The sequence below is a fragment of the Defluviicoccus vanus genome (assembly GCF_014672695.1).
GTDB classification, from domain to species: domain Bacteria; phylum Pseudomonadota; class Alphaproteobacteria; order Rhodospirillales; family Defluviicoccaceae; genus Defluviicoccus; species Defluviicoccus vanus.
Genome location: NZ_CP053923.1, coordinates 924080 through 948614 on the forward strand (window position 1 = coordinate 924080; position 24535 = coordinate 948614).

23 protein-coding genes and 1 pseudogene are annotated in these 24535 nt (G+C 64.8%); 8 read left to right on the plus strand and 16 right to left on the minus strand.

Annotation, left to right across the window (positions count from 1 at the left end):
- Positions 1-102 precede the first annotated feature (102 nt).
- Positions 103-909, plus strand: a complete 807-nt coding sequence (locus tag HQ394_RS04075; RefSeq protein ID WP_190262137.1) for an FCD domain-containing protein — start codon at positions 103-105, stop codon at positions 907-909.
- A 25-nt stretch (positions 910-934) separates the two neighbouring features.
- On the opposite strand, the gene HQ394_RS04080 is transcribed toward HQ394_RS04075, so the two are convergent.
- Complete coding sequence (locus tag HQ394_RS04080) at positions 935-1357, minus strand: NUDIX hydrolase (protein WP_223291832.1); 423 nt, start codon at positions 1355-1357, stop codon at positions 935-937.
- 312 nt (positions 1358-1669) lie between these two features.
- On the opposite strand from HQ394_RS04080, the gene HQ394_RS04085 reads away from it, so the two are divergent.
- Complete coding sequence (locus HQ394_RS04085) at positions 1670-2878, plus strand: NnrS family protein (protein ID WP_190262139.1); 1209 nt, start codon at positions 1670-1672, stop codon at positions 2876-2878.
- A gap of 11 nt (positions 2879-2889) precedes the next feature.
- On the opposite strand, the gene HQ394_RS04090 is transcribed toward HQ394_RS04085, so the two are convergent.
- From HQ394_RS04090 to HQ394_RS04100, 3 genes are all read right to left on the minus strand, one after another.
- On the minus strand, positions 2890-4239 hold the full coding sequence (locus HQ394_RS04090) for a class I SAM-dependent RNA methyltransferase (protein ID WP_223291833.1): 1350 nt from the start codon (positions 4237-4239) through the stop codon (positions 2890-2892).
- Positions 4240-4319: 80 nt separating this feature from the next.
- Positions 4320-5189, minus strand: a complete 870-nt coding sequence (locus HQ394_RS04095; RefSeq protein ID WP_190262140.1) for an alpha/beta hydrolase — start codon at positions 5187-5189, stop codon at positions 4320-4322.
- 53 nt (positions 5190-5242) lie between these two features.
- Positions 5243-5845: a tyrosine phosphatase family protein gene (locus HQ394_RS04100; protein WP_190262141.1), complete on the minus strand. Its 603-nt coding sequence runs from the start codon at positions 5843-5845 to the stop codon at positions 5243-5245.
- Positions 5846-6001: 156 nt separating this feature from the next.
- Between HQ394_RS04100 and HQ394_RS04105 the strand changes: the two genes are divergently transcribed.
- Entirely contained in the window at positions 6002-7249 is a 1248-nt protein-coding gene (locus HQ394_RS04105) for a bifunctional alpha/beta hydrolase/OsmC family protein (RefSeq protein ID WP_190262142.1), read from the plus strand.
- 464 nt (positions 7250-7713) lie between these two features.
- On the opposite strand, the pseudogene HQ394_RS04110 reads toward HQ394_RS04105, so the two are convergent.
- Positions 7714-10026: pseudogene (locus tag HQ394_RS04110) on the minus strand (Tex family protein); the annotation flags it as partial.
- A 35-nt stretch (positions 10027-10061) separates the two neighbouring features.
- Here HQ394_RS04110 and HQ394_RS04115 point away from each other — a divergent pair.
- Positions 10062-10580, plus strand: a complete 519-nt coding sequence (locus HQ394_RS04115; protein WP_223291835.1) for a hypothetical protein — start codon at positions 10062-10064, stop codon at positions 10578-10580.
- A gap of 58 nt (positions 10581-10638) precedes the next feature.
- Here the strand turns inward: HQ394_RS04115 and HQ394_RS04120 are convergent, their stop codons facing one another.
- The 5 genes from HQ394_RS04120 to HQ394_RS04140 all read right to left on the minus strand — a co-directional run bounded on the left by HQ394_RS04120 (position 10639) and on the right by HQ394_RS04140 (position 13677).
- On the minus strand, positions 10639-10866 hold the full coding sequence (locus HQ394_RS04120) for a hypothetical protein (RefSeq protein WP_190262144.1): 228 nt from the start codon (positions 10864-10866) through the stop codon (positions 10639-10641).
- Between the two features lie 180 nt (positions 10867-11046).
- A complete protein-coding gene (locus HQ394_RS04125; RefSeq protein ID WP_190262145.1) occupies positions 11047-11688 on the minus strand; it encodes a DsbA family protein in 642 nt (213 codons plus the stop codon).
- A 29-nt stretch (positions 11689-11717) separates the two neighbouring features.
- On the minus strand, positions 11718-12584 hold the full coding sequence (locus tag HQ394_RS04130) for a PIG-L deacetylase family protein (RefSeq protein WP_190262146.1): 867 nt from the start codon (positions 12582-12584) through the stop codon (positions 11718-11720).
- A gap of 235 nt (positions 12585-12819) precedes the next feature.
- On the minus strand, positions 12820-13221 hold the full coding sequence (locus HQ394_RS04135; protein WP_223291836.1) for a septal ring lytic transglycosylase RlpA family protein: 402 nt from the start codon (positions 13219-13221) through the stop codon (positions 12820-12822).
- Between the two features lie 300 nt (positions 13222-13521).
- The gene (locus HQ394_RS04140) at positions 13522-13677 is read right to left on the minus strand and encodes a hypothetical protein (protein WP_190262147.1); all 156 of its coding nucleotides are present in this window, start codon (positions 13675-13677) and stop codon (positions 13522-13524) included.
- Between the two features lie 209 nt (positions 13678-13886).
- On the opposite strand from HQ394_RS04140, the gene HQ394_RS04145 reads away from it, so the two are divergent.
- Genes HQ394_RS04145 through queD form a run of 3 tightly spaced genes read left to right on the plus strand, consistent with a single transcriptional unit; the run spans position 13887 to position 16059 of the window.
- Complete coding sequence (locus HQ394_RS04145) at positions 13887-14978, plus strand: calcium:proton antiporter (RefSeq protein WP_190263116.1); 1092 nt, start codon at positions 13887-13889, stop codon at positions 14976-14978.
- A 26-nt stretch (positions 14979-15004) separates the two neighbouring features.
- Complete coding sequence (queE, locus tag HQ394_RS04150) at positions 15005-15706, plus strand: 7-carboxy-7-deazaguanine synthase (RefSeq protein ID WP_456151484.1); 702 nt, start codon at positions 15005-15007, stop codon at positions 15704-15706.
- Positions 15703-16059: a 6-carboxytetrahydropterin synthase QueD gene (gene queD, locus HQ394_RS04155; protein ID WP_190262148.1), complete on the plus strand. Its 357-nt coding sequence runs from the start codon at positions 15703-15705 to the stop codon at positions 16057-16059. Before queE ends, queD begins: the two co-directional genes overlap by 4 nt.
- Positions 16060-16504: 445 nt before the next feature.
- On the opposite strand, the gene HQ394_RS04160 is transcribed toward queD, so the two are convergent.
- The 3 genes from HQ394_RS04160 to HQ394_RS04170 all read right to left on the minus strand — a co-directional run bounded on the left by HQ394_RS04160 (position 16505) and on the right by HQ394_RS04170 (position 19561).
- Entirely contained in the window at positions 16505-18529 is a 2025-nt protein-coding gene (locus HQ394_RS04160) for an aminopeptidase P family protein (RefSeq protein WP_190262149.1), read from the minus strand.
- 169 nt (positions 18530-18698) lie between these two features.
- Positions 18699-19106 (minus strand): hypothetical protein, encoded by a 408-nt coding sequence (locus HQ394_RS04165; protein WP_190262150.1) that lies wholly within the window; start codon positions 19104-19106, stop codon positions 18699-18701.
- A gap of 32 nt (positions 19107-19138) precedes the next feature.
- Positions 19139-19561, minus strand: a complete 423-nt coding sequence (locus HQ394_RS04170) for a hypothetical protein (RefSeq protein WP_223291838.1) — start codon at positions 19559-19561, stop codon at positions 19139-19141.
- Between the two features lie 214 nt (positions 19562-19775).
- Between HQ394_RS04170 and HQ394_RS04175 the strand changes: the two genes are divergently transcribed.
- Complete coding sequence (locus HQ394_RS04175; RefSeq protein ID WP_190262152.1) at positions 19776-20885, plus strand: NAD(P)/FAD-dependent oxidoreductase; 1110 nt, start codon at positions 19776-19778, stop codon at positions 20883-20885.
- A gap of 183 nt (positions 20886-21068) precedes the next feature.
- Here the strand turns inward: HQ394_RS04175 and HQ394_RS04180 are convergent, their stop codons facing one another.
- The 3 genes from HQ394_RS04180 to HQ394_RS04190 all read right to left on the minus strand — a co-directional run bounded on the left by HQ394_RS04180 (position 21069) and on the right by HQ394_RS04190 (position 24326).
- Positions 21069-22103: a class 1 fructose-bisphosphatase gene (locus tag HQ394_RS04180; protein ID WP_190262153.1), complete on the minus strand. Its 1035-nt coding sequence runs from the start codon at positions 22101-22103 to the stop codon at positions 21069-21071.
- Positions 22104-22352: 249 nt separating this feature from the next.
- On the minus strand, positions 22353-23432 hold the full coding sequence (locus tag HQ394_RS04185) for a VIT1/CCC1 transporter family protein (protein WP_223291839.1): 1080 nt from the start codon (positions 23430-23432) through the stop codon (positions 22353-22355).
- A 195-nt stretch (positions 23433-23627) separates the two neighbouring features.
- Positions 23628-24326: a hypothetical protein gene (locus HQ394_RS04190; RefSeq protein ID WP_190262155.1), complete on the minus strand. Its 699-nt coding sequence runs from the start codon at positions 24324-24326 to the stop codon at positions 23628-23630.
- Positions 24327-24535: the final 209 nt, after the last annotated feature.

Consider the following 24535-nt stretch of genomic DNA (forward strand, 5'->3'; position numbering starts at 1 on the left):
CGCGTCCGGTAAAGTGATCTAGTGGTCAGCAAAGGAATAGCGGCCAAGGAACAGCACCCCTGGTTCAGCCACGATCCCTTTGCCACTGGAGCGCCCAAGGAGATGCAGTATCCGAAGATCAAGCAGGAACGGCTCGCTGTCGTCATCGCGCGGCAACTGGAACGCATGATCCTCGAGGGAGTGTTGGCGCCCGGTGACCGTCTGCCACCGGAACGTGAACTGGCGGAAGAACTCGAAGTCTCCCGGCCCTCATTGCGCGAGGCGCTGCAAAAGCTGGAGGCATCCGGGTTGCTGGAAACCCGGCATGGCGGTGGCACCTACATCCGCAACGCCATCGTCTCGGCGATTACCGAACCACTGGCGGAGATTTTTCAGCGCCATCCGGAAGCCGCGCTCGATTTTCTCGAACTGCGCGGCACCCTTGATGGCATGAGCGCCTACTATGCGGCGCTGCGCGGCACCGAGGCGGATCGGGCGATGATTACCCAGCGCTACCAGGCGATGGAGGCGGCGCACGACATCGACGACCCCTCCGAAGAAGCCGAACGCGATGCGGATTTTCACATGGCTCTGGCCGAAGCGTCGCACAACATCATGCTGTTGCACGTGATGCGCGGGCTACTCAGCATGTTGCGCAAGGACGTGGTGTTCAATCGGATGCAGCTCTACACCTGCCCTGGCGCACGCGACATGCTGCTNCGATCGCCTAAGCACCGGGCCATCTACGAAGCGGTGGTCGCCGGCGATCCGGACACGGCGCGGGACGCAGCGCAGCACCACATGACGCATGTGCATCAGTTCCTGCGCGACCGCCAGCTATCCGAATGGCGGGTCGACATGTCGCGGCGGCGGCTGGAACGCGATCGCGATGCATCCAAGGCAGAAGCAACCACCAAGCCCGGTCACTGAATCGTCGCTGCAGCCGCAGCCGAACTCAATTCAGCAATCCAGGGAGCGACCGCAGCAGCCGGCTCAGTTCGGCCTCGCCCACCCGCTCCGCCGCTTCCGCCGGCGACAGCCAGCACCGCTCGCGGTGGTCCTGCTCCGGCCACCGGTCCAGTTCCTCCTTCACGTCGAGCAGAAAGACCCGAACCTTGCAGGAGACGACGCTTTCGCGGGGCAGGCGCTTTTCGTAACGGAAGGTGCCCACCGAGCGCTTGCGGACTTTGCCCACCAGCCCTGCTTCTTCGTAGGCTTCACGCGCGGCGACTGCCGACGGCGTCAGGCTCTTTGCCGGCCACCCTTTGGGAATGATCCAGCGGCCCGTCTCTCGCGAGGTAATGAGCAGCACTTCAGGCTGCCCCTCCCGCATCCGAAACGGCAGCGCGGCAAACTGAATCCAAGACTTGGTCTTCATCTTCATTAGCCGCGCCCCGCCGTTCGAACTTCACTCCCACGCGCTCTTGTGTCAGCGCGTTCAAGGCTGGTGTGCACGAACACAACGATGCCCGTGCTGCACCCCATACCTACAGAGCATTCGCCATCGCTTCCACCCTGCCGATTGCGCCGCCGGACTATTCCAGAGACAATTGCCTGATGGCGATGTACCCGCCACGTCGACGCCCCTACCGCATTGACAGGGTAGAGGCTCCAGCGGGTTCGGCCTCACCCACCGCAGCCCTGCCAGAGCGCGCGCTGCAAATGGATTGTTGCAGAAAGGTGCACCGCGATGGGCTCGTCCGCCAAAGCTGCCACCACTCCCACGCCGCGCCTGCGCGCCTTCAACGGTCCGGCGGTGCTCAGCTATGGCTTCCGCCCATTCTTTCTCCTTGCCGCCCTGTGGGCGGCAATCGGCATCGCCATCTGGCTGCTGGCCTTTGCCGGCATCATCGTGCTTCCCACCAGCTTCAATCCGCCCGACTGGCATGCACATGAGATGCTGTTTGGCTTTGCCGCCGCCGCCGTCGCCGGTTTCGTGCTGACCGCGGTGCCGAACTGGACCGGACGGCTGCCGCTGCAGGGGCCAGCGTTGCTCCTGCTGACGCTGTTGTGGCTTGCCGGGCGACTGGCAGTCGCCAGTTCGGCGCTGATCGGCGGCCTGACCGCCGCCACCATCGACGTCACCTTCCTCGCGGCGCTGTTTCTTGCCGTCGCCCGTGAAATCACCGCCGGACGCAACTGGCGGAATCTGCCGGTTGCTACTGCACTATTTGCCCTCCTGGCCGCCAATGCCATTTTCCACACCGAGGCGCTGGTCACCGGCAGCACGCCCGCACTCGCCTCGCGGCTGGGGATCGCTACTCTTGTGGCGCTGGTGGCGTTGATCGGCGGCCGCATCATCCCAAGCTTTACTCGCAACTGGCTGAGCAAGCAGGGTGAGGGTCGCCTGCCGGCGCCCTTCGGTCGCTTCGATCAGGCAACTTTGGTCGCCACCGTCATCGCCCTGACCGCCTGGGTGGTGGCAGACGATGCCATCCTCACCGCACTGCTCCTGGCCGTCGCCGCGGCCGCCAACCTCCTCCGCCTCTGCCGCTGGGCCGCCGATCGCACCCTGCGCGAACCGCTGTTGTGGATGCTGCACGTCGCCTATCTGTGGATTCCCATCGGCCTCGCGCTGCTCGCCCTGCATCCTTTCGTCGCCGCGGTGCCGTCGACCGCCGGCGTCCACGCATTGACCGCCGGCGCTATCGGCTCGATGGTGCTGGCGGTCATGACCCGGGCTAGCCTCGGCCACACCGGGCGGCCGTTGCATGCCGGCGCCGGCACCACCTTGATCTACGCCGCCGTTCTCCTCGCCGGTGGCGCCCGCATCGGTGCCGCCTTGTTTCCACAACACTATGCGCCGCTGCTGATCGGTGCCGGTGTCGCCTGGGTGCTGGCCTTCGGCCTGTTCATCGCTCTTTACGCCAAAGCGCTGACCACGCCGCGACCGCGCTAAGTGCGTTCGCCTCAGCGGCGGAAGACGGCCACCAGTTCCAGGTGCGCCGACCACAGAAACTGATCCACCGGAGTGACGCTATCGAGGCGATAGCCGCCGTCAACGAGAATGCGCGCATCGCGGGCAAAGGTCTGGGGATTACAGGAGACCGCCACCACCACCGTCACCTTCGAGCCGGCCAGTTGCTCCGCCTGGGCACGGGCGCCGGCGCGTGGCGGATCGAAAATAACCATCTCGAAGCAGTTGAGTTCGTCGGCACGCAACGGCCGGGCGAACAGGTCGCGCACCTCGGCGTTGACCTGCGGCAGTCCGCCGGCGGCGGCGGTGAGCGCCGCGATCGCCGCACGATCGGCATCGACCGCGTGCACCCGGATGCCGGCCTCGGCGAGGGGAAAGGTGAAGGCACCCGCGCCGGCAAACAGATCGGCGGCGCTTCGCCGGCCTTCGGCGGCAGCGCGGATCGCCGCAACCAGCGCCGCCTCGCCCTCCCGGCTCGCCTGCAGAAAACCGCCTGCGGGAAGGGATACGACCGTCCGCCCGAAGCGAACGCCGACACCGCGGCGCCCGACGATTGGCTCGACCGGGCCGTCGCCTACCAGGACCGACAACCGCGCCAGATCGGCATTCTCAGCAAAACTCGCCAATGTTTCGCGCAAGGCAAGGTCCGGCGAGGCCGGCCAGCCGACAACAACGTCGAGCCCGGTGTCGGCGGCGGTGACCGCCACGTCGATGCGCTGGCGAGGCAGCAGAATGCCGGCGAACAGCGACCGCAGCGCGGGCAGCAGCGGCATCATCGCCGGCACCAGCACGTGACAGTCGCTGAGATCGACGATGGCGTGGCCGCGGCTCACCTGGAAGCCGACGATAGCGCCAGCGGCTGCACCCGGACGCAATGCACTAAACGTCGCCCGCCGCCGGCTGCGAGGCTGCGTCTGCAGCAGCGGAGCGATCGCAGCGTCAGCAAGACCAACGCGGGCAAGCGGTTCGGTCAGTCGGTCCAGCAGCCAGCGACGATACGCTTCCGCCGTGAGGTGCTGCAGGCTGCAGCCGCCACAATGGCCAAAGTGCGGGCATGGCGGTGCGGATCGGCCCGGGCCTGGATCGAGGACCTGGATCAGTTCGGCGGCGAAACCGTCACCGTGCCGGGAAAGTGCTCGCACCCGCAGCCGATCGCCCGGGACTGTGAGCGGGATATAGAGGCGACCGCGGTCGCCATCGGCGATGCCGTCGCCCTGGGCGCCGATGCGCGTCACCGTCACCTCCATCACCTCGGAGCTGACCGCCAACTGTCGACGCTGCGGTCGTCTGTGGCCGCTAGCCGCACCCCGCTTGCCGGCACTCACCCGCATCGCCTCCGCCATCACTGTATCGACGTGAGATAGCGCGTCAGCGGCTCGGCGTTAAGGCCGCGATGGCAGGGATGACCGCAATGGCAAGATAATCAGGCGGCGAAGAAGAACTTGAGGACGCGCGGACTGTGCCGCTCCCAGGTGATCTCGTTGTGCTCACCCTCAGGGTCTTCGATCGTCACCAGATCGCGATCGAGGCGATAGCCGAACTCGTCGACCAGCAGCGCCTCCATTTCCCGACCGCGCACCGTCGCCCGAGCCTCGATTTCGCTGTTGTGCGGACCACCCGTGCGCACCAGCCCCCATTCCAGCAACAGCCGTGGTCGCCGCGCCCGATCGGCCAATGTAGGCCGCGCCATCGCCAGAAGCGCGCTCGCCGCCAGCGTCTTTTCGGGCGACGGCACTGCCAGACTGGTGGTGGTCCGCAGGTCGAGACCGACCCAGAAAGAAGAGGACAGGGCGGCAACGACACCGAAGCGGTCGGGCCGCCGGCTGCCGACATAGAAGGCGCAGAGTCCGCCATGCGAGGAGCCCAACATCAGCGTCGACTGCGGCTCTGGCTTGGTTGCGTAGTTGGCGTCAATGAACGGCTTGATCTGGTCGGCAAGGATGCGGGTATAGGCTTCCACGCCGCAGCACTCGGGGCCGCCCCAAGCAACGTGGGTGTAGTCGCGATTGCGGGCGATCGGAAAGATGGCGACGACGATCACCGGCTCGATCGCCGCCTGATCGTAGAGACCGGCCAGCGTCGTCGCCATGTTCCAGGTCAGATTCGCCGGCCCGCCAGGAAAGAATGCGGTATTGCCGTCGTTCATGTAGACGACGCGGTAGTTGCGTGACGCGGGTGTGTAATCGCGCGGCACCAGCACGTGCACGATATGCGACTGCTCGCCATCGCCGGCCACCGCCAACGGCTCGAAGATGTGCAACACCCCGGCACGAAAACCGTGGTCCTGGATCACGACGCGCGCCGCCGATCGTTGTCTCTCTGGAGGTGGGCATAGGCGGCTCGTTGTCAGGTGCGGGCAGTGGCGTAATGCGACGCCTCGCCCATCAGGTCCAACACCTCGTGCGCTCGTTCCGAGCCGATCAGCAAGTCTGCCAGATCGGGATGGCTGCGAACGACGCGCCGTTGATGCTCGCGCAGGTGCTCGGTGAGTGCGCCGTCGCGGGCCAGGATCGCATCGGCGAGCGTCAGCATCAGCGCGTTCGGCCAACTGCGCGGGCGGATGCGCGACAGTTCGGCGAACGCCTCCGCCTCGCGCCCGGGATTGTCCTGCACCATCAGAATGATCGCTGCCGCGGTGGAGCGGGAAACGCCGGCGTGACAGTGGATCAGCACGTGCTCCACCGGCTCGCTTGCCATCTCCCGTCCGAGATCGAGGATGGCGTGGACGTTGGCGACCGCCGGCGCAACGACCCCGGCACGATCACGGACAACGTCGTCGAAGCGGTAGAGAATCCGCCGATGCGGCGGGTAGCGGTGGAACGCCACCGGGTCTGGGAAGTCCGGATCGAGGATGGAGACGACGCAGCCGACGTCAGCCGCGGCGTGCAAGTCGAGTTCATAAAGCCCGCATATGGTCAGGCGATAGGGCAACAGCGGCGAGTGCGTCATCGTTACCTCCTGCGATCGACAGGCAGACGTCGGCAAGGACGTCTGAGGCTCTGCCCGCTTAACCTAAGTGCGAACGATTGTCATATGACAAGGTGAAGTCGAGCGATCATTTGCCGCAGAGAACAAGTCTCGTCTGTGGAAAGAAGGAGTCCGTCCATGCCCGCTTCGCGAAGCGAAAAGGTTACATTCACCGGCGCCGACGGCGAAAGCCAACTCGCCGCCCGCCTCGACCGTCCGGAGAGCAAACCGCATGCCTACGCCCTGTTTGCCCACTGCTTTACCTGCAGTCAGAACGTCTTTGCCGCCTCGCGTATCGCCGCCGAACTCACGGCGCACGGCTTCGGCGTCCTACGCTTCGACNNTTTTACCGGCCTCGGCGCCAGTGAAGGCGAATTCGCCAACACCAACTTCTCCTCCAACATCGGTGACCTGCTCGCCGCCGTCGCCTGGCTGCGGCAAACGCACGAAGCACCGAAGCTGCTGATCGGCCACAGCCTCGGCGGCACCGCCGTCCTTGCCGCGGCCACCAAGGTGCCGGAAACGGCTGCCATCGCCACCATCGCCGCACCGGCAGACCCGGCGCACATCACCCGACTGTTGCAGCCGGCGATCGCCGAGATCGAACAGCGCGGCGAGGCCGAGGTGCTGCTGGCGGGACGGCCGTTCCGGATCAAGCGGCAGTTTCTCGACGACATCGAAGGTCATCGCCTGGGCGAGACGATCGCCCATTTGTCGCGGGCTCTGCTGATCCTGCACGCTCCGGGTGACGAGACCGTGGGCATCGACAATGCCACGCGCATCTTCACCGCCGCCAGGCACTCGAAGAGCTTCGTCTCCCTTGATGGCGCCGACCACCTGCTGAGCCGGCGCGAGGACGCCGTCTACGCTGCCGACGTCATCGCCGCATGGGCCAGCCGTTACCTGCCGCAACAGGGAGCAACGCCGGGTGCGCATCCGGCGGTGGTTGCACCCGAGGGGGCGGTGACCGTCGCCGAGGCAGGAACGGGCGGCTTCGCCCAAGTGGTCTCCGTCGGCGGACGCCATCTCCTCACCGCCGACGAACCGCTAAGCTCCGGCGGCACCGACACCGGCCCCAGCCCCTATGACTACCTCCTGGTAGCGCTCGGCGCCTGCACGGCAATGACGGTGCGCATGTATGCCCAGCACAAACAGTTGCCGCTGCAACGGGTCGCGGTAACGCTGCGTCACGCCAAGATTCACGCTGCAGATTGTGCGGACTGCGAGACGAAGGACGGCAGAATCGACCGCATCGAGCGGGAAATCGAATTGGTCGGCCCGCTCGATGCGCCGACGCGGGCCAGGCTGCTCGAGATCGCCGACAAGTGCCCGGTGCATCGGACCCTGCACTCGGAAGTCTCGATCGTCACCCGGGCAAAGTCGTAACTGCCCGGGTCACGATGGCGGAACAGCGGTGGGTCAGCGGCGACGGCTGCGTTCCTTTTCGCTGCCATTGCCGTCGGCTGCGCCACTGCCGCCGAGGCCGGCACGGCGCAGGGCTTCTGCCATCGCGCCGTCGCCGAAATCCGCGGCCGCCTGGCGCTGCTTCGGACGGGAGTCCGACGAACGCTTACCGGCTGATCGTTGATCCGGCGGTTGTTGGCCTGATGCACGTTGATCCGGTGATCGTTGCTCTGACGGACGTTGCTCGTGGAACGCTGCGCTGCTGGACGTAGAGACGACGGCCGCGCTTGGCGTTCATCGCCCCTGCCATTTCCCCTGCCCTCTCCCTTGGCCGCGCCGCTCCGCGTTTCCCGCGCCACTTGGCGCGTGCCGCCGGCATCATCAAGCCGCATACTCAGCGCGATGCGTTTGCGCGCCGCATCCCACCNCAAAACCTTGACACGAACGATGTCGCCCGGTTTGGCCACCGCGCGCGGATCCTTGACGAAGCTGTTCGACATGGCGGAGATGTGGACCAGCCCGTCCTGATGCACGCCGATGTCAACGAAGGCGCCAAAGGCGGCAACGTTGGTGACCACGCCTTCGAGCACCATTCCCGGCTGCAGATCGCTGATCTTCTCGATGCCCTCGCGGAAGCTTGCGGTCTTGAAGCTCGGGCGCGGGTCACGCCCGGGTTTCTCCAGTTCGCGCAGAATGTCGGTCACCGTCGGCACGCCGAAGTTGTCGTCGACGAACTCCTGCGGGATCAGGCTGCGCAGCATCGGCCCGTTGCCGATCAGCGATTGCAACTCCGTGCCGGTGGCGGCAAGGATACGCCGCACCACCGGGTAGGCCTCCGGGTGGACGCCGGACGCGTCGAGCGGATCATCACCACCGGGAATGCGCAGAAAACCCGCACACAGCTCGAACGCCTTGGGACCGAGGCGCGACACCTGCTTCAANNAGGCGGCACGGGTGGCAAAGCGGCCGTTGCTCTCCCGATGCTGGACGATGTTGCTGGCGAGACCGTCGCCGATCCCCGAGACCCGCGCCAGCAGTGGCGCTGACGCGGTGTTGACGTCGACACCGACGGCGTTAACGCAGTCTTCCACCACCGCGTCGAGCGAGCGGGACAGCTTCCCCTCGCTGAGGTCGTGCTGGTACTGGCCGACGCCGATGGACTTGGGATCGATCTTCACCAACTCGGCGGGNNGATCCTGCAGCCGCCTTGCAATGGACACGGCGCCACGCAGCGAGACGTCGAGACCCGGCAGTTCCTGCGATGCGTAGGCAGAGGCGGAATAGACCGATGCCCCTGCTTCCGAAACCATCACCTTGGTGAGCTTGAGCGCCGGATGGCGAAGCATCAGTTCGCCGGCAAGCCGATCCGTTTCGCGCGAGGCGGTGCCGTTGCCGATGGCGATCAGGTCCACCTTGCACTCGGTCGCCAGCCGTGCCAGCTCGGCGATCGCCTCGTCCCAGCGGCGTTGCGGTTCGTGCGGGTAGATGGTCGAGGTCGCGGCAACCTTGCCGGTGGCATCGACAACCGCAACCTTGACCCCGGTGCGAAAACCAGGATCAAGCCCCATGGTCGCGCGGGTACCGGCGGGGGCAGCCAGCAACAGATCACGCAGGTTGCCGGCAAACACCTTGACCGCCTCGGCTTCGGCGATTTCCCACAGCCGGGCGCGCAGGTCGATCTGCAGGTGCACCAGGATCTTCGTTCGCCAGGCCCAGCGGACGGTCTCGGCGAGCCAGCGATCCCCGAGGCGGCCGCAATTGACGATGGCGAAGCGCGCGGCGATCCGCTGTTCGAACCGGCTCGGCACCGTCTTGTCGGCCTCCGGATCGAGCGGCTCCGGCTGCAGGTCGAGGTCGAGCACGCCTTCTTTCTCGCCGCGAAACAGCGCCAGGATGCGGTGGGATGGAAGCTTCACCAGCGCTTCGCTGAAGTCAAAATNAGAGTCGGCGAACTTGGCACCGGCGTCGGCTTGGCCTTCCTTTACCTTGGCGACGAAACGGCCCAGCGCCCATACCTCTTCCCGCAGCTGGCCGATCAGTTCGCCGTCTTCGGCGAAGTGCTCGACCAGGATCGCCCGCGCGCCCTCGAGCGCGGCGTCCACGTCGGCGATGCCCTGCTCCGGATTGAGGTAATCGGCAGCGACAAGGCGCGGCTCACTCTCCGGATTTGCCAGGAGAGTTTCGGCCAGGGGCGCCAGCCCCGCCTCGCGGGCAATCTGCGCTTTCGTCCGCCGTTTCGGCTTGTACGGCAGGTAGAGGTCTTCGAGCCGCGCCTTACTGTCGGCTTCCATGATCGCTTTTCGGAGCGCATCGTCGAGCTTGCCTTGCGCCTCAACGCTCTCGATGATCGCCGCCCGACGATCCTCCAGCTCGCGCAGGTAACCCAGTCGCTCTTCCAGCGTGCGCAATTGCGCATCGTCGAGCGTTCCGGTCATCTCCTTGCGGTAGCGAGCGACGAACGGAACCGTGGCGCCCTCGTCGAGAAGGGCCACCGCCGCCGTCACCTGCCAATCCTTCACCCCCAGCTCGCCGGCAATCCGTTCGCTGATGGACGTCATTGCACCTGCACCCCAGTGTTGCGGCACCCAAGTGTTGCGGCACCCCATTGTTTCGGGTCCCCGCCGTGGCGGGCGCGGGACGGCTCTTGTAGTCCCCTCCGCCGCGACGGTCAAAGCCATCACGCACGGTCGGATGCCGCAAGGAAGTTGCATTGGCGGTTGAACTGGTCTCCGCTGTATCCAGGCATGGAACCACCGCATCGACCCGACAGATGCTGCCGCAAGGAGTTTGCCAGATGGACGCCACCTCGTTTTCGCCTATCTCACCCCTCGGCCGGTGGATTACCGCTGGCGTCGCCGGCGCCGTACTGATGGCGCTGCTATCGGTGCAGCCGGCGCCGGCCGCCACCACGGAGTTACCGAAGGCATCGGCCTGGAACGGCAAATACCCCTTCGATCAAAAGCCCGGCTTTTATGCCAACGCGGCGCTGAAGCAGGCGACGACGGCGCTGATCGGCGCCACCCGCTACAAGGAGGTCATGCTCGGCTGGAGTGTCGCCGCTCCCATCGTCACCGACGGCGATGCCCTCCTCGCCTGGGGCTGCAAACCGCACGATTGCGGCGACAATCACCAATCCACCCTGATCGATGCCGGCAAGGTGGCAATCTGCATCCTGCAGGGTGGGACGGCCACCTGGTATGCCGAAGGTCTGGCCAAACCGGTATCGAGCCGCATCACCGGCGATGGGAGCACCGCCTGCCAGTTCGAGACGGTAAGCCAAGCGCGCCAAAGCCTTGCCGCAGCTCGACGTTAGCCCAGCTGCCGGGACGCTATCTCAGGGGTGGACGCGTTCTTGCGGCCACCTCTCGCTTTCAGTCATTCATCGATGGTTCGTGGCCATCGGACAGCTTCTCTGCAATGACCGCCGCCGCACCAATGCCGCCTGCAGCCTGCATCGGCGTCAGGTGCGCGGCGATGAAATCGGCACGTGCCGCGGCGTCGATCTCGCCCTGCGCCCATGCTGCCCGAATCACTTTGCCGTGCCAGCGCATGCGAATCGCTGGCATCTGCATCTCGAGTTGGACCTCGATGCCCGTCATCACGGTGATGCCACCCTCATCTGCCGCCACGAAGGCGAAATCACACCATGGGTCAGCGCCCAATGGCTGAAAATGGCCAACGATCCATGCGGGAAAATCAGCTGTTGTCCGATGATCGGCGTCAAGCACGTCGCGGCTATCGATGTGTTCGTCCATAGTTCCTCCGCACGATCGCTGGAATCAACCATCCAGCCACGTTGCGAGCAACGGCCGTAGCTCCGCCAAGGGTTGATAGCCGGCGGTCAGGCAGGCAAAGCCGCCTGCATCACGCAGGATGACGGTGGGAAAGCCGCCGATGCCCATTGTTTGCGCCAGTTGAAAGCCGGCATGGGTGGTCTTGATCGCGCCGTAGGACGCGAAGTCGGTGGCAAAGGTCGGCGCATCGACGGCAAAGGGTTCGGCAAGCGACGCGAGAATCGTCGCATCGGTGACGTCACGATTCTCCGCGTAGAAGGCATGCTGGATCGCCTGTAGATACGCGAGTGCACGGGCACGAACGCGGTTTTGCACGACGACGACGGCACGGCTGGCCGGCTCCGTGTCATAGACGAAGCCTTCACGGGCGAAGAAATCGAAGGCGAAAGGCTGGCCGGTCAGCGCTTGCACCTCCTCCCAGTGATGACGCACGTCCGTCTTCGCCCGCGCACTCATCGGCCGGGTCGTTCCGGGTCGAAGGCCGCCCATGACAACCCGCAGCGTAGCACGGTCCGCCGCTGCGGCCGCGAGCGCGTCGATCACCGGCGCGAACCCCCAGCACCACGAGCACATGGGATCGGCAAAGTAGAGAATGTGCTTCTCCGTCGCCGTCGCTTCGTCAGCCATTGCCCTCTCCGCATCCGCGCCTGTTACAGCTAAGCGGCAAAGAGCAGGCCAAGGTCCGCTTCGGCCGGAATAACCAGCGGCTCCGCGTAGGCCTCGATGCCCGCATCCATCCTGCGTCGTGACAGACGATACAAGGTGGCAAAGTGGCAGGCGGGCGCTGCCGTCCCGTACCCCTTGACCAGTTCGGTACCACGACGGACAGCCTCGATCATTCCGGCCGGCAAGGCCAAGTGGTAGGCATTGCGTGCCACTTCGCCGCGATGACACGCCAGCGCCGCCACCAGATCGGCAACATCGTCGACGCTGGAACCCACCATAAGGTTTGGCGTCACCAAAGGCGCCCAATATTCGGTCTCAACGATCCAGGCGGGAGCGACTCCCGCCAGTTGTGCCAATGCATCGAAGACAAGGTGATGGGTACCCACGTGCGTCGGATGCCGGTCATCGCGATGCGGGACGAAGAGAATGGTCGGCTGCTGTTCGGCAAGGATCGCGGCAATGGTCGCGACGGCAGTCTGCCAGTAGCCGGGCTCGTTCTCTCGTGTCGCCGGGTTAATGCGCTCGAGACCGTCGGTTGCCGCCGCCAGCATCCCGAAGCCAAGCCAGGCGCAGGCGTCGGACACTTCCCGCCAACGGGCAGCACGGCGCGCAGGGTTGCTGCCGAGCGTCACCGCCACATTGATCACGTTCATCCCCCGCTCCCGCCGCAAACGGAGGGGGAGTGCGCCAGTCAGGCATTCATCGTCGGGATGCGGTGAAAAGAGGAGCACCCTCGGCGCGCCGGCATGGACCAGTGGCGGCCTCGGCGGCTCGGCTGTGGGGACAAGCTCGGCGCCCGCCGCGAGCAAACGGCTGAAACCGGCAACGAACTCGCCATAGGGATTACGCAGGACCATCGGGCGCTCGCTCTTGCCGCGGCAATGCCGCGGCCACCAGGGGCGTCGATGCAATGTAGGCAGTTTTCCGGAGCGTTGCGACCCGGCGATGGCGGCGCAATGGCCACCGATATCCTATAACGATCGATTATCCTTGCCCGTTGCCGGCCTTCATCCGGGCGAGGACGGTCCGGGGTTCGGGCTCGGGCGGCCATACCAACCGAAGCCCAACCCCGGGTCAGCGGGAAAGATGCCGTCAACTGTCGCGATCGCTAAGGCGCCAGTTGTCTTCGTTGATCTCGAGGCGAACGGGCGTGACACCCGACTTCTTCATATCGATCTGCTCGGCTGCGGCACGTGAGAGATCAAGAATCCGACCCCGCACATACGGCCCACGGTCGTTGATTTCCACCTCGACCGATTTGCCGTTGCGCAGATTGGTGACGACCACACGGGTACCCAGCGGCAATTTCTTGTGCGCCGCCGTCAAGTCGTGCTGGTTGAAGCGTTCACCGCTCGCCGTCCGTCGTCCGTGGAAGCCTGGACCGTACCAGGATGCGACACCCTGCTGAACGTAGACCGGCGCTTGCGCGCGCTGCGCCTCGGCTGTCCCGTCCATTGCCAGAACCGGCAGTATCGCGCAGGCTCCGGCGATCATCGCCCCCTTCATCCATCGCAGCATCCGTTCGACCTCTTGGTGGTTGATCCCGCATCGTCCATAGATATTGCGACTACCTATCGCAGCTTCAGCATATAGGGACGAACATAATGATCGCAAGAGGTGACCATCGACCGAGTGATTCGGCCTGTGACCTTATGAACACACATGCATGTTCTGAGGTACAGATCGGTTGAATTTATGGACAATTACGTCACTCAACGTATTACTTATAAATACTTGACGACCGCAGTATCCTGCCGGAGGTCGATGGTGCTCCGCAAACAACGCCGTCGCCGGTCAACTTCCGTTTAATTTCCCAGCACGGCTGCCGCGCTCCGTCGATGACGCCGGTTGCGCCGCACCGCCGCGGCGCCCGGTACGCATAAAAAAAGCCAGTGCGATGCTCAGCGCCGTGGCGAAATCGGACGGCTTGCCGCCGGTCAGCTGCGGCAATGCGACGTTCGCCTGTCGCCATGCCCACGCGAGATGTCACACGAGGTGTCACAATGGCGACGACTTTTGTACTCTGCCGGTGAAGCGTGCCAAGCTAACCACAGACGGGAGCGAGTTCGAGCATGGACACCGGCCAGGCAGTTGTTCAACCCGGGCGTGCCCGGAGGATTTTCCTCGCCATCGGCGCCGAAACCTCCCTGATCGCCGGCATGGGAACTGCGCTGCTCCTGTTCACCTTCGGCTCGCAGTGGCTGGCCGATCTGTCCAATCCGGCAAAGGCGGGCGGGTTGTTCTGGTGGATCTTCGGCGTCATGCTGTGGTGTTCGTTCAACGTGGTTCGCCACGCCGATCACCTGGCGGAAGAACTGGGCGAACCCTACGGCACGCTGATCCTGACCTTTGCCGTCATCAGTATCGAAGTGTCGCTGATCGCTTCGATCATGGTCTTCGGCGCGGATTCGCCCAACTTGGCGCGCGACACGATGATGGCGGTGCTGATGATCGTCCTCAACGGCATGGTCGGCACGGCACTGCTGATCGGCGGTATCCGTCACCGCGAGCAGCATTTCAACCTGCAGGGTGCTCAGGCATTTCTCACCGTCATCGTCCCGCTGGCGACGATGGCGCTTATTCTGCCGCGGTTCACCACCTCCACGCCGGATGCGACGCTGAACCCGCTGCAGGAGACAGGGTTTGCCGCCTTGACGGTCGCGCTGTACGCTACCTTTCTCGCCATCCAGACCAGCCGCCATCGCAACTTCTTTCAGGAGCCGCGCTCGGGCGGACACGCGACGCCGACATCNGAGAGTGAGACCCCCAACCCTCACCTCGGCGCCACTTCGGTCCGTTCGGTGGCCTACCATGGCATCCTCCTCCTGCTGACCATGCTGCCGGTGGTGCTGTTGTCGAAAAAGCTGGCGACAGTGGTCGATTACGGCATTGATGCGCTGCGCGCGCCGCCTGCCCTTGGTGGCATCCTCATCGCCACCCTGGTGCTGACGCCTGAGGGCATCAGTGCGCTGAAGGCGGCGCTCGAAAACCCGCTACANCAGCGAGCGGTCAACATCTGTCTTGGCTCGGCGCTGTCGACCATTGGCCTGACCGTGCCGGCGGTGTTGATGATCAGCCTCACCACCGATAAGGGTGTCGCCCTCGGTGTCGACAACACCTCGATCGTCCTCCTGGTGCTGACGCTCATCGTTTCGGCGATGACCTTCGGCGGCATCCGCACCAGCATGCTGCAGGGCGCGGTACACTTGGTAATCTTCGCTGCCTATCTCATGCTAATCTTCAGCCCATGAGCCGAGGCCGACGGCCAGCGACTTGCATGGCGCTGCCGTGGCTGCCAGGGGTGGCGGTGACCCGGAACGGCCAGGACGAATTGATGCCCTACACAGTCAAGGAGATGTTCTACAGCCTACAGGGCGAGGGGGCGAACGCCGGGCGTCCGACCGTCTTCGTCCGCTTTGCCGGCTGCAATCTGTGGAGCGGACGGGAGCAAGATCGCAGCAAGGCCATATGCCGCTTCTGCGATACCGACTTCGTCGGCACCGGCGGGCTTGGCGGCGGCCGGTTTGCGAGCAGCGAAGCGGTAGCAATTGCCGCGATGGCGCACTGGCGCCGCGGCGCCGGCGACGCGTCCGCCTCGCCTTTTGTCGTCCTGACAGGCGGCGAGCCGGCGCTGCAGATCGACGCTGCCCTCATCGATGCCTTCCACCGCCACAACGCCCGCGTTGCCGTCGAGACTAACGGAACCATGTCGCTACCACCCGGCCTCGACTGGATTTGCGTCAGTCCGAAAGCGGGAGCGCCGCTCAGCGTTACCCGTGGTGACGAATTGAAGCTGGTCTATCCACAGCCTGACGCCATACCGGAGCGCTTCATCAACCTGCCCTTCGCGCATCATTTCCTGCAGCCGATGGACGGGCCGGAAATTGCTCGACACACGCGGCTGGCTGTCGCCTATTGTCTCGCCAACCCGCGCTGGCGACTCAGCCTACAACTGCACAAGCTCCTCAACATTCCATGATCATCACCCAAGCCTTTCACTTCGAGGCAGCGCACCGCTTGCCGGCAGTGCCCGTCGGTCATCGCTGCTACGCCCTGCACGGACATTCCTATCGGGTGGAACTGCGGCTCGAGGGACCGGTCGACCCGCAAAGCGGCTGGGTCGTCGATTTCTTCGCGATCGAAAACGCCTTCGCGCCGCTGCTCGCCATCCTCGACCACCACTATCTCAATGAGATCGACGGCCTGGAGAATCCCACCGCCGAGAACATCGCCCTGTGGATCTGGCAGCGGATGCGAGCGCAGCTGCCGCTGCTCGCCGCCGTCCTCGTCTTTGAGACGCCGCACTGCTGGGCGGAGTACCGCGGCGACTGACCTCGTCGCATCGCCCGCAGCGGGCTTGGCTGTACGGCGACGCACATAACTGCAAATTAACGCGCTGACCCTATGCTTTTTCCGGTCAGCCCAGCAAAAGCTGCCGCTTGGTGATTGCTTTCGCTTGCCGCGAGTTTCACCAAAGCTTAACCCCGCTTATGCCGGCAAATGGCTACAGTTCGCATATTCGCTAATGATAGAGGCAAATATTAGCGTCATAGGTGCATACTTGCGCCACAGCAGAGGAATAAAGCATTGGCACATCGGCTGGTAAAATTGCGGCTGTTGCGTCCGGGTCGCCGGCTGGCGGTTATTCGCGCTGCCCGTTAATATCAGCGGAGTCCCCGCCGACGGTTTGCCGGCTCTCCTCGCCGGCTGTCCGCGGTGGGGTGGTTACACCTTAAAAGCAGAACAGCCGCTGCGGGCCCACCATCGGCTGCCCGCCTTAACAAAGGGGATGCGTTACCTCGGCTAACCAGACGGCGGTTGCGTCGTCCACCCGCGGTGTCAGCGTGTCGCGCACGCGCTGATGATAAGCATCAACCCAGGCGCGCTCTTGTTCGCTCAATGCGGTAACGTCGATCAGGGTGCGATCGATCGGCGCCAGGGTAAGCGTCTCGAATTCGCGCAAATCCTGCTCCGCCCCCTCGGGTGCGCCGGCGGCGACAACCGCAACCAGATTTTCGATCCGGATGCCGAACTGCCCGACCTTGTAATAGCCGGGCTCGTTGGAGAGGATCATGCCGCTCTCCAGCGCCACCGCATTCGGCACTTTCGAAATGCGTTGCGGGCCCTCATGCACACATAAGAAAGCACCGACTCCGTGACCGGTGCCGTGATCGTAATCAACCCCGTCTCGCCACAAAGGCATCCGTGCCAGCACGTCGAGCTGGCCGCCGGTGGTCCCATGGGGAAACACCGCGGTCGCCAGCGCGATATGGCCCTGCAGGACGCCGGTAAACCGGCGGCGCATCTCCTCGCTGGGTGAGCCGACCGCAACCGTTCGCGTCACGTCGGTGGTCGCGGAAGGATACTGGCCACCGGAATCCACCAGATAGAGCGAGCCCGGCTCGAGCAGTCGGTTGGTCGCCTCGGTCACCCGATAATGGACGATGGCACCATTACCGGCCGCAGCCGAGATGGTGGGAAAACTGCCGCCACGGTAGCTGGGATGTTCGGCGCGGAAGCGCTCCAGTTGCTCGGCGGCGGCCATTTCGCTGACCTGTCCCGACGGCGCCGATTTCGCCAGCCAGCAGAGGAAGCGGCTCAGAGCGGCGCCATCGATGCGGTGCGCCTCGCGAATGGCGGCGAGTTCGGCCTCGTGTTTGATCGCTTTCGGCAACAGGCAGGGATCGTCGGCGAACTCGAGCCGGGCCCCCGCCTTCTGCAGCTGCTGCACCGCCCAGACCGGACACCGTTCCGCATCCACCCGCACCCGTGCCCTGCGGTCACCGAGCTTCGCCAACGCTGCGGCAAACGCATCCATGCTGGCAACGGCGACGCCATTGCCCAGATGCGTCCGCACCCGGGGCGTCAGCTTGCGCGGATCGCAGAACAGCTCAACCGACGCATCATTGTGCAGGATGGCGAACGCCAGCAGCAGCGGTGCATAGGCCACGTCGCCACCACGAATGTTGAGCAGCCAGGCGATGGCGTCCGGCTGGGCCAATACCGCGGCATCGCTCCCCTCGCTAGCCAGCGTCGCCGCCACGCATTGACGCTTCTCCGCTGCCCAGAGGCCGGGAGCCACGACCGCGTCGTGAACGATCACCGGGGCGATTGGCTCGGGCGGACGGTTGGTCCAGATCCGGTCGATCAGATTGGCCTCCAGCGGCACGGCGCGGCCGCCGGCACGGCTGCACGCCCGCTCAAGCGCCAGCACCTGTTTGCGCGTATGCAGCCAGGGATCGTAACCGAGGCGGCCGCGCGCCGGCAGATGCGTGGCAATCCAGTCGTTCAGCGGCTCATGGGTCACGTGGCGCAGTTCAAACGCGGCGCCATCAACCTCGTCGCGGGCCTGCTGGGTGTAGCGCCCATCAATGAACAACGCCGCCGCGTCAAGAAGGACGACGGCAGTCCCCGCCGAGCCGGTGAACGACGTCAACCACCGCAACCGCTCGCTGGCTTCGGCAACGTATTCGCCCTGATGCTGATCGGCGCGCGGCACGACGAACCCCGCCAGCCGCCGGCGCTTCAGCTCCTTACGCAAGGCAGCCAGGCGATCACCGCTATCATCCGCACGCTGCTGCAACGTGGCGCGGGCGGTGCCGAGTTTGTGGCGCAGCAGCGCTCGCAGCTGCAGTGGGGCGTCAGGATGGATCAGATCCATCCAGGCGTCGGCATCGTATCCCGGCGGCGCCGCCGCGACCCCGGCGATCAGCGCCTCGACCTCGGCCTTGCTGCTGCCGACGCCGGCATCGCGCAAAGCTGCATCCAGGCTGCCCGGCGCATCGTCGCCTCTGTACTCCATGATCACCACTTTCCTTCGGGCCCACCCCCCCCACCCACCGGCGAAATCTCTGCCGGTGTAGCGGGATACTCCATCGCTACCTAGTGGGTCGTGGACTCGTCGGCAAGAGAGACACGGTGGCAAACCCTGGGCAAACCGCGCGAAACAAACCCTTCGCGCGGCGCTTCGGTTAGAACAGCGACTTCGATGCGGCGCCGTTGATCTGGCTTACCCCCTTGCCGGTAAAGTCGAACAGGAGGGTGCTGGCACCGGTCACCTGGTTAAGACGGTAGGCCTTGGTGCCGGCAAACCCGACCAGCGCTCCCTTTTGCGGCACGACCAGGCCGAACAGGTTGACCAAGGTGACCGGATGGCTGAGGTACTTATTGGTGGAGAAATTGAAGTCGACCAGCTTCTTGCCGGTTGCCGCGAGGTAAAGGTGAACGCCGTCATAGGCGAAGTCACCCGCCGATTTGAAGCCGCCATCGGCGCCGGCGTATTGCGCTCTGCCGGTCGTTGTATTGATGACGAAGAAACCGGTGATGGTGTTCGATGCTGCCACCGCCTGCCCGCTTTTATTGAACGTCAGGGCATTCATGCCGCCAACGGTGAGACCGGTGCCGACCTTCGTTACTTTCGCCGTGAGCGGATTGACCCGGTAAAGCTGACTGAAACTGATGCCGTAAAGGACGCCTGACGGCGAGAAGCCATATCGGTGAGCACGATGCCCAACTTGCCGATGACCTTCACCACCTTGGTGTTCAGGTTAATCGTCGCCAGACGGCCGGTGCTGTCGCAGACGTAGACCAGCGGCGCCGCAAAGGTTGGCGCGGCAACGGCTTGCGCCGCGACGTCTTCCGATTCCAATGACGGCTTCGGCACAACAAGCCCTTTGGGCATGATCACGCCTTCAGGATCAGGCTCGGCGCTGGACACTGCTGCCGCCGTCTGACCCACGTCTGCCGCTGTCGGACCCGTTTGCGCCGAGGCCGCCACCGAACCCAAGGCTAACCATAGCGCGACCAGTAGCCCGAGATGCATTTTCGCCATCAACCTCGCCTTCCCTTTATGATCACGGCTCAATTTTATGATAGCCGATAAGTGTACCTGCAAGTGCGAACCACTACAATCTGCACTCGCAGAGGACTGCCTCGTTTGGGGATCGTCTTGCGTCGCGCCTGATCAGTCAGGCGAAGAGGCCTCCGGATAGCCGCATCGCCTGTAGTGTGACCTTGACTTCGATCCCCGCTCGCCGTCATTTCGCCGCATGAGCGAGTCCTGTGAATGCGTGGTGATTGGCGCGGGTGCCGTCGGGCTGGCGATTGCCCGCGCCCTGGCGCAGGCCGGCAGGGAGGTTGTCGTCCTCGAAGCCGAAGACGGTATCGGCCGGGTGACCAGTTCGCGCAATTCCGAAGTCATCCACGCTGCCCTTTATTATCCGACGGGGAGTTTGAAGGCGCGGCTGTGCCGCGCNCGCGGCCGCGACCTCCTCTACGCCTACCTGCAGGAACGCGGCGTCGACCACCTGCGGTGTGAGAAGCTGGTGGTGGCGACGAGCGAGGAGGAGATCGCCGTCCTGCACGCCATTGATGCCCGCGCCCGCGCCAACGACGTAACCGACCTGCGTTTCCTCACTGCCGCCGCAACGATGCGGCTGGAACCCGAAGTGCAATGCGTCGGCGCATTGCTCTCGCCCTCCACAGGGATCTTTGATCCCCATACCTACATGCTGCATTTGCAGGGCGACGCCGAAGCGGCGGGCGCGATCTTCGCCTTCCACGCCCCGGTCACCGGCGGCCGGATCACCGATCGTGGCTTCGAATTAGAGGTGGGCGGTGCCGAGCCGATGACACTCGCCTGCCGAATGCTCGTCAATGCCGCCGGTCTCGGCGCGCAGCAGGTGGCAGGGGCACTGGCCGGGATGCCGCCGCCGCTGATCCCGCCGCTCTATTTCTCCAAGGGCTGCTATTTCTCCTATTTCGGCCGCCCGCCGTTCCAGCGCCTGGTCTATCCGGTGCCCGACGAGGCCAGCGTCGGCCTGCACTACACCCGCGATCTCGCCGGCCAGGGCCGCTTCGGTCCCGATGCCGAATGGGTGGCAGCGATCGATTACGACGTGGATGGCAGCCGTGCCAGCCGCTTCTACGCCGCCATCCGCAAATTCTGGCCGGCCTTGCCGGACGGCTCACTGCTGCCGGGCTACGCCGGCGTACGCCCGAAACTGCAGGCACCCGGCGAACAACCGAAGGACTTCCTCATCCAGGGAGCGGACACGCACGGCATCCCCGGGCTCGTCAACCTGTTCGGTATCGAGTCTCCGGGCCTGACCTCGTCACTCGCCATCGGCGAGGTGGTGGCTGCGATGCTGGCGCGTTGAGCGTCGGCCCGATCGGCGTTGGCGCCTCAGAGAGGTGCAGAATGCGCCGTAGGCGGACGGCCGTGCCAAGGACGGCCGGCTCGGCAGGCTAGCGGCAGCTCGGCAAAGCCGCCAAGGTGGCACTCAGCAGATGCGCGCTCGCGGGGGAGAAGTGCCCCCACGGACGTCGCTGATAATACCGTGCTACTCGGCCGCCATCCGCATCGCGGCGTCGTGCTCGCGGTGGTAGTCTTCCAGTCGCCGAACCTCGTTGGCGGAGCCCAACATCACACTGCAGCGCTGATGCAGTTCCTTCGGCTGCAGCTCCATCACCCGGCCACGGCCGGTGCTGGNCGCACGTCCACCCGCCTGCTCGACGAGGAACGACATGGGGTTCGCCTCGTACATCAGACGGAGCTTGCCGCCCTTCTTGATGTTCTCGGCGTCCACGGGATAGAGAAACACGCCGCCACGGCACAGCATCCGATGCACGTCAGCAACCATCGAGCCGACCCAGCGCATGTTGAAATTCTTGCCGCGCGGACCGTCCTTACCCGCCAGGCACTCCTCGTAATAGCGCCGCACCGGCGGTTCCCAATGCGCTGCACGCGAAGCGTTGACCGCGAACTCCGAGGTTTCCTCCGGAATGCGCATGTTCGGGTGGGTCAGGATGAATTCGCCCACGTCGCGGTCGAGGGTGAAGCCGTTGACGCCGCGCCCGGTCGTCATCACCAGCATGGTTGACGCACCGTAGATCGCGTAGCCAGCGGCGACCTGGCGGATGCCCGGCTGCATGAAGTCGGCCTCGGTGGGGTTGTCGACGCCCCCGGGGCAGCGCAGCACCGCGAAGATGGTGCCGACGGCGATGTTGACGTCGATATTCGACGAACCGTCCAGCGGATCGAACAGCAACAGATAGTCGTTGTTTGCCCCTTCGGAGATCACGTGCACGTCGTCGACCTCTTCCGAAGCCATGCCGACGTAGTTGCCACCGAAGGTATTCATGTGCATGAACAAATCGTTGGCGATGACGTCCAGCTTCTTCTGGTCTTCGCCCTGAATGTTCTCGCTACCGGCAAGGCCGTAATTACCGGCAAGCGCACCGCGGTTGACCTCGTGCGAGATCATCTTGCAGGCGGTGACGATGTCACTGACCAGCGCGGTGAAATGCCCGGTCTTGCCAAGCTGTCGCTGTTCAGAAACCAGGAACCGCGTGATTGTCATTGTTTGGTGCGGCATGAAAACTCCCCTTAATCCAAATCTGGCCGACCGACCCGGCACCCATCTGCGCCTACGTCCCGCCTATATAATGCATATTGAATAAGGTGGCGGCGTACACGTGCTCGTCTTGCATGGAGCCATGCGCATTTTCCGTGACAGCATCGGCGGCGGTGCGCGACGCCCTCCCCGGGGACGGCGGCGCGTGTATCCCGAATTTCATTCCGACTACGCTTGCCGATCTGCTCAGCGAGCCGGTGCGCCCGCGCATCAGGAGATCGATAGCCCGAGGAGCCGCCCGGTGCCGTAGGTGATCGCTGCAGCGAAGCAGCCGAAGACCACCTGCCGCGCCGCCGAAAATGCCGGGTTGCGGCCGTTGAACAGCGACGTCAACAGACCGATGATGGCCAATGCCAGCGCGCTCAGGCCGATACTGCTGACGACGGCGGCCTGAGCGGTGAGCCAGAGGAAGGGGGCGACCGGAAAGATCGCCCCCAGCGAAAACAGCGCGAACGACGTGGCGGCGGCAGTCCAGGCATTGCCGCCCAGGTCGTCGGGGTCGATCCCCAGTTCCTCCCGCGACAGGGTGTCGAGCGCGCTCTGCTTGTCCTGCATCAGCTCACCGGCGACGCGTTGCGCCTCCTCTTTCGGCAAACCCTTCGCCTGGTAGATCAGCGCCAGTTCGCGCTGCTCCGCTTTCGGCGTCTGTTCCAGCTCTTCCGCTTCCTTGCCGATCTGGGTCCGGGCAAGCTCGCGCGCGTTGGTGACCGACAGCCATTCGCCGAGCGCCATGGAGCAGGCGCCGGCCAACAGCCCGGCGAGGCCGGTCAGGAGGATGGTGTTGCCGGGGGTGCCGGCGCCGGCAATGCCCATGATCAGACAGAAGTTGGAGACCAGCCCGTCGTTGGCGCCAAGCACCGCCGCGCGCAGGGTGTTGCCGGAGCCGCCGCGGTGCCAGGGTTCGGCGCGGGCGATGTCACGGCCGCTGAAGCCGACCTTGCCGCCCGGCTGCGCCGCCACGGCGCGGACGATCGCCGCATGGCCACGCTCCTCGGCCGAGAGTTCGTGGGCGTCGGCCTGTCCTGCGTACTTGTCGCGGTCGGCATACTCCGCCGCGGCGATGGTCGGCAGGACGAAGGGCACGCCGAACCAGCGCGCCAGCCTGCCAAGCAGCCGGGTGCGCAGATCAGGCGCGAAGGCGCGCGGCGTCGCGACGCCCGCCGCCGCCAGCTTGGCGCGCCAGAACTGCGCGTGCTCGCTCTCCGCCTGCGCCAGTTGCTGGAACAGATCCCTGCGCCGGGCATCCGGCTCGGCATCGGCCAGCGCCCGATACAGCGCCGCGCCGTTCAACTCGTCGCGCAGATTGTCGCGATAGCGTTTGTGCTCAGCCGTCATCACCGCACCGCAAGGCATGAGCCAACATCTTGCACGCCGGGCGAGCGGAAATGCGAGCCCCTTTCACGGCGAACAAACCCGGATTCCTCTACGCTCCATCCCGGCGACGGCGTGATATTCCGACCGGCGCCGGTTGCGCGGCACTACTGATTAATCCACCCGTAAACCGAGTTGCCGCATCGCCGAACGCTGCGCCCCGTCGACCGTACGGTGACATCCACGAAGCCAGTCGCCACCCAGCAGCAGGTTGAAGTTGGTTCGTGGACAGCGATGATGCACGTAGTGGTGTCGAGCCATCACCCGAAAGTACCAGCGTCGAAGCAACCAGCCGGTCAGCTTCGGTGCCTGCTGCAGCGCTTGCGCATGCGGCATGTGCAGATACGGGTGGATGAAGTGACTGAAGATCGGCGGCAGTGCCAGCGCTATGCCGGCTCCCAGTATCGCCGAAGCCCCCGTCTGCGACGTGATCCATGGCAGAGCCGGCAGCAGCGGGACGACGAAAGCCAATCCGCCCAGACCGTCCAAACGCAACCCATAACCGGAGCGAACAATCTGTTCGCCCTCCGCTCCAAGCATCGCCAGCTCGCTACTAACCTGTTCGCGCTCCTGGATGCTGCGGAACTGAGTAACATGATCCTGCCTGAACGTGCGCAGGTGGTGTACGACATGGTGCGAGTAGTGAATCCGAGCCAAATACCGCAAAGGAAGCGAACCTTGCTTCCAGCGCTCGACAGTTTGTCTTGGCGCATGGCCAATTCGCTGGTGCAAGACAGATTCGGTCAGACTGGCAATCACGTATCCAACTGCCAGCCCGGCCAGGAACGAACAGGCAGTTTCGAGCACATGCATCGCTGGTCCGTTCAACTCGTCCTGATGCGTCGTATGACGACCTCCCGCAGTCCGGCGTCGATCTTCTCGATCACCGCCTCGCGGCAGAAGCGCTTGATCGCCGCCATTTCCAATCCGACCCGCTGCCACGACACAGCAGGGCGGCACGCCCGTGATGAAGGTGCTGTTTGCCGTCAATCATAGGCCGAGTTCGCTGTGCGATCCCAGGC